Genomic DNA, 8974 nt, shown 5'->3' with positions numbered 1-8974 from the left:
GTGCCGGTCAGAGCGTTTTCCGAAATTTCGGCCGGTTTTCCCAGAAACGCCGTGAACTGGGGTTACGCATATCGAGACCTGCATATGAAGCCTGGAGAGGCAGCACGGGAGCCGGTACGCTCGTCGCCATGACTCAGCCAACCCGCAGCGCATCGCTTCACGACGACACCACCACCGACCGCCTCACCCAATCCGCCATCGCCGGCGCCCTGATCGCGGTACCCGACTACGTCCGTTCCACCCCGGGTCGCATCTTCGCGTGGACGGCGATCCTCGGCGCGTACGCGACGGCGGTGGCGAAGTTCGACACCGTCTACGAAGACACCGACCACGACGTCACCGCCAAGGTGGAGGAGAAGCCCGACACCACGAACCCGAAGGTCACGTGGGGGCTGTTCGCCGGGGGGATCGCGCTGAATGCGCTGGGCCTGCGCCTGCACGTTGTCATCCAGACGAAACTCGCCCACGCACTGGAGCGCCGCGGGGTAAAGAAGCCGCACACGTTGCTCGGCGCCGCATTCGCAGCGGTGATGTTCGCGGCGCTCGAGGGTGCCGCGCGGGTCAGCCTGCGCTAGCGCTGCCTATCGACGAACGCTCGCCCCACCAATAGCTCCCTCACCGGCTCCTTCTCACCGAAGACGTAGAACCGGGCCAGCAAGTCGTTGAAGTGCTCGGCGACTGACGGGTCGTCCTCGTCGAAGGGGACCGTAAGGAGCAGGCTCGACCCCTCGCCGAGGAGGTAACTGTTCGCGGCGAAGATAGCGGTGCGCTTGTTGCCGTCTTCGAAAGGCTGCGCGCGGGCAATCTCGAGAAACAGGTCGACCGCTGCGTCTTTACTGGTGTCGCTATTGAGCGCCTCGGTTATCAGCATGTCCAATGCCTGCTCCGACACAGCCGGCGGCTCGTGGCGACCGTAGCGGGTGCGCACGCCGATGCCCTGGTCGTTAGTACGCAAACTGCCCGGGTTGAGCGCGGCGCTTCGCGTCAGTGTGGCGTTGATCCGCCGCAGGTAAGAAGCACTTATGGGAGTTGCGGTGTTGCTAAGGATGAACTCGCCGGCTGCCTTGAGATCCTCGAGCAGGGCGAGGTCACCGCGGCCGCGCACGCCGGTGGTGTCACCGGTTTCGAGGAAACGACCCGTGGCGGGCCTGCTAGTGGAGAGGTTGTCGAAGACGACACCCGCGGTGAAGATGACCTCGAGAAGTTGGCCGACGTTCATGGGGGCCTCCCGGTTCCGGCGGTTGGGGTTGATGGGATCGAGTGTAGGGGGCGGTTAGTTACTGAGCGCGCCGCAAGTCCGACACTTCGCGGTGGCGGGCTCGCTCTCGAATGTTCGCAAGCCGCTCCTGCGCAACAGAGTCATGGGACTGCCTCCAACGCAGGTACGTGTCCTGCAGGTTCAGCCACAGCTCTGCCGAAGTTCCCAGCGCCGCCCCGACGAGGGCTGCTGATTCTCTCGTGAGCTCGTGTTGCCCTGAAATCAACGCTTCCACAAACGTCGTTGGCTGGGCCAGGATTTCTGCAAAGTCTTCTTTGCTCCAGCCACGCGCTTCCAATTCTTCGGCCAGGTAGTCTCCGACCGGAAAGGCTTCGGCCAGTGGTTGAGTAGTCATCGTTCACCTCCCATTAGTGGTAGTCGACCATCTCGATCACAACTACGATGCGTCTATCTTCATCTGTCTCAAACCGAATGACAAGGCGAAATTGCCTGTTTAATCGAATCGATGAGGTACCGACTCGATCGCCTCGAAGTTGCTCGAGTCTTAAGGACTTCAGCGCTCGCAAATCTCTTTCGTCACTGACATTTGCAAGTACCTGAATCTTGCGACGAAAGGCTCGCACCAGCTCGGGAGACCAACGCTTTGGCTGGAACGTTGAATCTTCGGCAAGGCGTTTAAGGATCTTGTCTTCGAAACGAATTCTCACGCAGGCCATGACTCCGTCTGGTGAAAACACCGGCCGTTTGAGAACTTGCCTAAATTACGCGTTGGCCCGCTTGCCCACCCTTTTCTCCCCATGAGAAGAAGTGTAGAGAGCGATCTACGGTCTGCATAGCCTCTGCCTGCTCATTTGAGTGAACACTTCCCCGCGGAAAACCGCACCAAACGAATAAAGTGCTAAACAAGCAGCGCTTGGGGGTTCACACGCAAGACGCGCCGATGCTGGCGACCTCGCCCGACTAGAGGAACCGGCCTTCGCGAGCTGGCTGGTGGACAGGTCGTCGAAGACGACACCCGCGGTGAAGATGACGTCGCGGAGCAGCGTGACGTTCATGGGCACCTTCCGGGACAGCGACGAAGACAGACAGCACCGAGTGTAGGGGGCGGATGCGGGGGTCAGTTACTCCTCGTCTGGCAGTGGCTCACCGTATCCGGTGAGAAGGCAGAGTTTCGAAAGGTTGTTGTAGATCTCGATACGTTCCGCCTTGAACTTCCAGCACAACGTGCCGAATAGGTCGCCAGGGTTCACGCCTTCTTTGCTTTTGGCCACGAACAGGTGGGCAAGACGGTTGGCGAACTCTTGGTCGTGCCCCTCCACGGTTGCTCCGCCGCCCGCTGTTCTGCGGTCGGTATAGATAACGTTCCACCCGCCGTTGGGCGACTCGATAACCGCAACCTCACCACGACCCGAGACAAGACCATATGGAAGATAACCAGCCATTGCTTCTCCTCGTGACGCTGACCTGTAATCGTCTCGGCCCGCGTCGCTTCGGCTAGTACAACTTGTTGGTGCCGCCATCGACCATGAGGGTTTGGCCGGTGATGTAGCGGGCGTCCTCGCTGAGCAAGAATGCAACGACCGGGGCGACGTCTGTATCTGGGTCTCCGAAGCGGCCGAGCGGGATGCGCTGCAGGGACTGCTGGTAGAGCTCCGGGAATGCCTCGGACCACTTTTGTACGCCCTCGGTTAGCGCCATCGGGCCGACGACGTTGACGCGAATGTCGTCGTTCGCCCACTCGTTGGCTACCACGCGTGACAGGCCGCGGATCGCTTCCTTAGCTGCTGCGTACGCCGCCTGGGTGGGCTGGCCGACAATGCCGGCGCCGGAGGCAAAGTTCACGATCGCGCCACCGTTGTCTTTAAGGTGCGGGTAGGCAGCAAGCATGAAGTTCTTGGTGGCCTCGAAGCCGGTGCCGAAGGACAGATCCCAGTCCTCCTGTTCCAGATCGCTGAATGGCTTTTGTCGCGACGCGTGTGCGTTGTTGACCACGCCGGTGAGCTTGCCAAACTTCTCCACCGCAAGCTCCACGGCCTTCTGTGCTGTTTCCGGTTTGCTTACGTCGCCGTTGAGGAAGACGACGTTGTCGCCGAGGTCGTTCTCGAGGGCGGCGCCGGCGTCGTCGTTAATGTCTACGGCCACAACCTTGGCGCCGCGTGCGACGAGAGTGCGCGAGATTGCCCCGCCGATACCTGCCGCGCCGCCGGTGACCACGGCGACCTGATCCTGCAACTGCGTGTTCATATCTTGAGTGCTCATGAACCCGAGTGTAGGGGCGGATTGGCGAGGTTACCCGTGCCTCCACGCAAGAAATGTGTCTTGCAGATTGAGCCACAGCTCTGCCGAGGTACCACGTGCTGCTCCGACCAGCTCAGCGGATTCCCGCGTAAGCTCCCGCTCGCCCGAGATGATCTCTTTAACAAAGCGCGTCGGCCGTCCCATGATCGCGGCGAAATCTGCTTCGCTCCAACCACGTTCTTCTAATTCCTCCGCGAGGAAATCTCCCACTGGGAACGCTTCTGCCAAAGGTTGAGTAACCATTGTTCACCTCCGTCAGTGGACCATCGGAGGACCGTCAGTGGACCTCCAGTGGCCACTGACGATACCGCCGCTACGCGGGCCGCATCCCCCAACTGCTGAACCGGTGCCGGTCTACCGCCTCCTCCACGGCATACACCATGTCCCGAAGGGCACCGTACCCCGCGAGCTTCGCCTCCAGGTCCACGATCAATTGCAGGCCATCGACCCACATCTCCATAACCACGCGCGGTTCCGCCGTCCCCGGCGCGAACAGCGGCAGCGGGAAGTACGCTGAGCCGGAGTCTTTACCGATTTCACTGCCATCCACCTCGCTGCATTTGTAGTTCAGGCCCATCTCTGCCAGGCCGTCACCAGCCAATTCAGCGCTAGGTTCTGGGAACTCAACCTCTCGGATTTCCACCCGCATCGCGCGATCCGCCTCGTCCGCATAGGAGAGAGGTTGCGGCAACACGCGTGAGATGGTGTCGCAAATCGGCCCCATCATGTCCAGACGTCCGGCGTCGTCGCATTCCCGCGCGGAGATCGCGAGCCCGTATACGCCAGCAAACCGCAGTTCGTGCGCGAGTGCCTCCCCGCTGATCTCCACCATCAACCTGGCCGCCGAACCCGCTGATTCGACGGTTGTCGCCTGCCGCATCAGCAGCAGCAGCGGCAAGCCAGCCATCAAAACGATGCCTGCGAGGTGCTCAGCCACCTCACCTGCTTCCGGCTGCTTCATACTGACCGTCCGACGCTTTCTGGCCGCCCGATTCAGTCCGGCAACAACCGCGTGCCCAAGCTCCCGCCCGGAACCGTCAATCTCACCGAATCGGTTCGCAACAATTATCCGGCCCCCAACGTGCGTTCCCGCCGCTTTGGCCCCAATTTTCCAAGTTTTCATCCCCATGCCCGGCAGCCTACGTCGCACCCCGCGCGAGCACAGCCCCTCACGTGCTCATTTCAGTGGACATCCGCCTACCGACGCACCAAAGGTTTTCTCACTACAAACAGTTGGTGAACACCCAATTGTCCGCAATGCGGAGTTGTTAGAGCCAGTCTGCGCCCTTGTCATCGAGATCGACCATGGCGGCCCACCACAGTCATATGCAGGTAGCTCATCCGCAGCATTTGACCCCGCCGATTCCTCAGACCGCCTCAGTGTCTGACGGAGGTCGTTCTTTTCAGCCGCTAACTTGGCTGCCTCGAGAATGTCCGAGAAGAGATTGATGGAGGTGCTCATGCCGAAGATACCATTAAGCGTCAACGCTTCAGGCAATAGCTCCATGCCCGGCAGTTTCAAAACTTGGCGGCCTCAAACAGTTGGTGCGTACCTACTTGTCCGCAATGTGGAGTCCGCAAGGGGCGACGCTCAAAATCGCCCCAGCTCGTCAGCTCTATGCACGACGGGTTCAAGGTCGTACCCGAGCACGGCAAGAACGTCGATCACCTTGCCGATCTCCGCCGTCGGCTTACCGTGCTCCAGCTCCCGAAGGAACCGGTCCGACACGTCGGCAAGCTCGGCGACCTCCAGTTGGGTCAGCCTCCGCTCCTTACGCTGGGCGCGCACAAAGCTGCCGAGTGCCTCTATGTCCACGTGTCACGTCTCCTCGCTGACCGTATGCTGTTACGGAACGTTCGCACCGAATCTGTTCCTATAGGCCGTGAGGTTAGCGCAAAACAGCGCATTTCGGTGTGTTCGCTCCGACTTGGAGGCAAGCGCCCTCAATTTCAGATCGGCACGTTCGTTTCGCCGAGGGCAAGCTCGCAGGGTGGCCTCGGCCGCATACACGCAGCGATCTGCCTATCTACGCACCGGCTTAGCCCAGCGGCGCGTAGCCAAAGTCACCGCGCTGCACCTGACTGCGGGCATTCGGGTCGAAGGTTGCGCACAGGGCTGCCGCCACGTAGCGCACACCGCCTGCCGGCGAAGAGGAGCCGACGCGCTCGGCGCAGTTCTCCAGGGCTGGCAGGCCGATACTCTCCCCGGGCGAAGTCATGGAGAAGAAAGACGCGGCCATCATGGTGTTGCCATCGGCGCGCACGTATTCCGAAGAGCCCTTAATAGCTTGCCAAGCAATCGCCCCGACGGGATCGGTGCGGAACTGGTCCCGCTCAGTAGGGGTCAGCTCGGCGTTAGCAGCAGGCACGGACAGTGTTGTGATGAGTAGTGCTGCTGTTGCAGCAAGGAGAGGAAGCTTTTTCATAGGAACACTCTATCTCCCGCGCCACAGTTCTTCTTGGCATTGCCGACCCCGGCTTAACTGATGGCGCTGCGCAACTGTCGAATCTCGGCAGGCCCCACACGGCGCAATGCGGAGTCCGCACGGGATGACGCATCGACGACCTCTACCACCTCAAGCTGAGTCAGGATTACGCTCAACCCAAGCGGAGCTGGACGAGTTCATCGAGAACACCAACCTCATCATCAGCGCTCTAGGCGTTTCCGCTTTCCAGCCGAAGGCAACTTCGTCGAAGTCTCGCACCTCGACCAACACGGCTTCAGCTTCGGCGCGCCCGAGCGACGACGAAGAACCGATCTTCGAGCTCACCGTTCTCAGCCAAGGTGTTCAAGGCTTGGGCCAGCGCACCACTTCCGGTTTCCTCGTCCTCGAGGGATCCACGTTGCGGCCGGAGCTGCGTCCCAGCGCCCCGCGAGGGGTCCACGCTACCCGGGAGCGCTACGCGGACCAGATCCAGGACAACACGCTGACCTCAGACTTGGAGTTCACCAGCCCGTCCGCCGCAGCGGCGTTCCTGGTGGGCGGTGCAGCAAACGGCAGAACGATGTGGCACCTGCAGGATGAACCGTCCACCACGCTCGCAGCCTGGGAAGACCGCGAGGGGGACGAAGCCGACCAGCAGGCAGTGCTGCCCGAGCCGCCCGAAACCCCCTAACCCTCCGGAAGCAGCTCCGACCGGTCGCCGACGGTTGTGATCACGAGTTCGTCGCGGGCTCGAGAAGCAGCGACGTACAAAAGCGATCGTTCGCGCTGCAGGGCTTCGCGGGCATCGGCTTCAGAGAGGTGCTTGAGGCGGTAGCGCACCGGCATGATGTCTTTGCCCACGCCCATGAGGATGACGTGGGTGAATTCCAGACCTTTGGCGCCGTGCATGGTCATTACGCTGACCTGCTCGTGGGAGGCGAGTTCGGCGTTTTTGGTTTGCACGGCGTCGATGCCGTGGGCGGCGAGTCCCGCAACCACGCGAGAGAGTTGGCCGCGGGTGCGGCACATCACGCCGATGCGGACTTCGGATGCGTTGTCGACGTCCAGCCAGCGGTTGATGCACTCGGCAGCTGCGGCGAACTCCTGTTCCTCCGAGGTGCAGGAGAGGATCTCGGGGGCGGGTCCGGTGCGGGCGGAGCGGTAGTGTTCGACGTGGTCCTCGGCGCCTTCGGCGTCGATAAACGCGGTGTCCCCACCGAGCAGGATGCGCAGGGCGTAGTCGAGGTTCTGCTTGGTGGTGCGGTAGTTCAGGGTCAACCGGCTGGAGGCCCGCCCGCGGGTGGAGATGCCGAAGTGGGACAGGGTCAGCGGGTTGCCGTAGATGCGCTGGTGAGAGTCTTCGGCGATGAAGATGTCGTTCGGTCCCGGCGCGACGCAGGCGCGGAGGAAGTGCCAGTGGCCGGCGTTGAAGTCCTGGGCTTCGTCGACAATGACGTGCTCGAACATGGCCTCACCACCGCGCTCGCGGCGCACTTTCAAGATCTCGGCGCCGACGGCGGACATGGTGGGCCAGAAGAGTTGGCCGTCGATGGCTTGGGTGTGCATGACCGATTCGAGCACCGCCCAGACCTGTTTGCGCTGCTTGCGGTTCAGTGGGGTGCCGCGGCCGGTGCGGGCGACTTTCAGATACTCAGCCTGGGTCGTGATCCTGTTCGCTAACACGACGGTTTCGTATTCGGCTTGGAGGAAGGTGTCGTTAGCTATCTCGCGTGGCATGGCCTCGTCGGTGCTTTCGATGGCGGCGTCCCATACGTTGCGGGCGGCGAGGTCGGTGTAGGGGCGGACGTGGGAGACGGAATCGCCAAGCACGCGCCGGGTGGCTTCCGTGACTTCCTCCGTGGTTCCCAGGGATACGGCTTTGCGAACGACGGCGTCGATGTTGTCTACCCAGACGCCGGGCTCACCGGGCTCGCCCGCTTCGGGATACGACGCGTTCAGAGCGTTGAGCTGGGACTTCAACCCGTGGGCGAGGCCTTTGGTGAAGGTAGTCAGCAGGATGGCCGGCGGGGTGTCGCCGGGTGCCTGGTTGGCCACTTTGCGGTGTGCGAGGTTGTTCGTGCGGTGCACAGCGACGACGGTCTTGCCAGTGCCGGCGCCGCCGAACACGCGCGCGGAGCCGCTGCGGGCTGCCTCGGCCATTCGGCGCTGCTCCGGGTGGATGTACACGCGCCACTGGTTGAAGGAGCCGGACTCGATGACGGCGCGCAGGGATTCGGTCTCCACGTCGTCGACGTAGGCGAATTCCAGCCCGGCGGCTGCCTTGCGCAGGCCGGCGAGCAGGCGGGTGTCCTCCGGTGCGGCGGCGTCTTCGGAGGAGACTTTCTCCAGGTCAAGCGCTTCGCGGGTTTGCTCGATGTCGTAGCCGGCGACGAGGGCGAGCATGGCTTCGTGTTCCCACTTGGGGCGGTCTGCAAGCAACGCGTCCAACTCGGCCTCGGTGTCCAATTCCTGCGCGCACGTGGTCAGCGCTGGGTCGATGCCCAGTTCGTCCCAGAGTTGCTGCGGGATGTAGCCAGAAAGCGCTTCGCGCGGAACAGCGGTGTGCGTATCGACGACCTCCGCAACCACACCGGAGCCCTCGTCAACAGCCTGCTCCTCCGCCAACTCCTGGGCGGCCTGCGCGGCGGCCTCGGCTTTCGCTTGGGATTCGGAAACGGCCTGCTCGGGGGTTTCTTTGATCAGGGTGGTGATGCCGTTGATGGGGTTGACTTCGAGGCGCAGTGTGGCGGGGTCGAGGCGTTCGGCTTTGAGGTTGCCTTCGTCGTGGGAGTCGACGTCGACAAGCACAAAGTGGTGCGTTTCGTCGTCCTTGATCTCGAACAAAACAGCGCGGAACTGGTCGTTGATGCGGCCGGTGCGCACGCGCTTGTCCACGGCGTTGGACAGCGTCTTGATCTTCAACGACGGGTTGGTCGGGTCCGCCGAGAGCTTCTGCAGGAAGTTCATCGTCGGTTTCATCAGGGCGCCGTCGAGTTTGAGGCCGCCGTAGAGGCTGAACGTCACCATGGTT

At 62.2% G+C, this 8974-nt stretch carries 13 protein-coding genes; 2 read left to right on the top strand and 11 right to left on the bottom strand.

The features are described from left to right. Positions 1-128: 128 nt before the first annotated feature. Positions 129-575 carry a hypothetical protein gene (locus HMPREF2736_RS02875; RefSeq protein WP_070828846.1) on the top strand — a complete coding sequence of 149 codons (447 nt, stop codon included), beginning with the start codon at positions 129-131 and terminating at the stop codon, positions 573-575. Here the strand turns inward: HMPREF2736_RS02875 and HMPREF2736_RS02870 are convergent. From HMPREF2736_RS02870 to HMPREF2736_RS12355, 10 genes are all read right to left on the bottom strand, one after another. Beyond that, complete coding sequence (locus HMPREF2736_RS02870) at positions 572-1219, bottom strand: Fic family protein (RefSeq protein ID WP_070828845.1); 648 nt, start codon at positions 1217-1219, stop codon at positions 572-574. The genes HMPREF2736_RS02875 and HMPREF2736_RS02870 overlap by 4 nt on opposite strands. 58 nt (positions 1220-1277) lie before the next feature. After that, the gene (locus HMPREF2736_RS02865) at positions 1278-1613 is read right to left on the bottom strand and encodes a helix-turn-helix transcriptional regulator (protein WP_070422086.1); all 336 of its coding nucleotides are present in this window, start codon (positions 1611-1613) and stop codon (positions 1278-1280) included. 13 nt (positions 1614-1626) lie between these two features. Beyond that, complete coding sequence (locus HMPREF2736_RS02860) at positions 1627-1935, bottom strand: type II toxin-antitoxin system RelE/ParE family toxin (protein ID WP_070816745.1); 309 nt, start codon at positions 1933-1935, stop codon at positions 1627-1629. Positions 1936-2340: 405 nt separating this feature from the next. Then, positions 2341-2661 carry a hypothetical protein gene (locus HMPREF2736_RS02855; RefSeq protein ID WP_070771131.1) on the bottom strand — a complete coding sequence of 107 codons (321 nt, stop codon included), beginning with the start codon at positions 2659-2661 and terminating at the stop codon, positions 2341-2343. A 52-nt stretch (positions 2662-2713) separates the two neighbouring features. Next, positions 2714-3478 (bottom strand): SDR family NAD(P)-dependent oxidoreductase, encoded by a 765-nt coding sequence (locus HMPREF2736_RS02850; RefSeq protein WP_246822043.1) that lies wholly within the window; start codon positions 3476-3478, stop codon positions 2714-2716. Between the two features lie 30 nt (positions 3479-3508). Beyond that, the gene (locus HMPREF2736_RS02845; protein WP_070422090.1) at positions 3509-3760 is read right to left on the bottom strand and encodes a helix-turn-helix transcriptional regulator; all 252 of its coding nucleotides are present in this window, start codon (positions 3758-3760) and stop codon (positions 3509-3511) included. A gap of 70 nt (positions 3761-3830) precedes the next feature. After that, complete coding sequence (locus HMPREF2736_RS02840) at positions 3831-4478, bottom strand: hypothetical protein (protein ID WP_141740813.1); 648 nt, start codon at positions 4476-4478, stop codon at positions 3831-3833. Between the two features lie 630 nt (positions 4479-5108). Further along, positions 5109-5333 carry a helix-turn-helix transcriptional regulator gene (locus HMPREF2736_RS02835; RefSeq protein ID WP_034996602.1) on the bottom strand — a complete coding sequence of 75 codons (225 nt, stop codon included), beginning with the start codon at positions 5331-5333 and terminating at the stop codon, positions 5109-5111. Positions 5334-5556: 223 nt separating this feature from the next. Then, positions 5557-5943, bottom strand: coding sequence for a hypothetical protein (locus HMPREF2736_RS02830; RefSeq protein WP_070568356.1), 387 nt, complete (start codon positions 5941-5943; stop codon positions 5557-5559). A gap of 150 nt (positions 5944-6093) precedes the next feature. Beyond that, positions 6094-6288 carry a hypothetical protein gene (locus tag HMPREF2736_RS12355; RefSeq protein WP_168167612.1) on the bottom strand — a complete coding sequence of 65 codons (195 nt, stop codon included), beginning with the start codon at positions 6286-6288 and terminating at the stop codon, positions 6094-6096. 25 nt (positions 6289-6313) lie between these two features. Between HMPREF2736_RS12355 and HMPREF2736_RS12350 the strand changes: the two genes are divergently transcribed. After that, positions 6314-6634 carry a DUF4357 domain-containing protein gene (locus HMPREF2736_RS12350; RefSeq protein WP_168167274.1) on the top strand — a complete coding sequence of 107 codons (321 nt, stop codon included), beginning with the start codon at positions 6314-6316 and terminating at the stop codon, positions 6632-6634. Here the strand turns inward: HMPREF2736_RS12350 and HMPREF2736_RS02820 are convergent. Next, positions 6631-8970, bottom strand: a complete 2340-nt coding sequence (locus HMPREF2736_RS02820) for a 3'-5' exonuclease (RefSeq protein ID WP_070828843.1) — start codon at positions 8968-8970, stop codon at positions 6631-6633. The two genes, HMPREF2736_RS12350 and HMPREF2736_RS02820, sit on opposite strands and share 4 nt — an antisense overlap. Positions 8971-8974: the final 4 nt, after the last annotated feature.

Origin of the sequence: Corynebacterium sp. HMSC036E10 (assembly GCF_001836265.1) — a bacterium.
Lineage (GTDB): Bacteria > Actinomycetota > Actinomycetes > Mycobacteriales > Mycobacteriaceae > Corynebacterium > Corynebacterium coyleae.
This window is presented reverse-complemented; position numbering and strand designations above follow the sequence as displayed.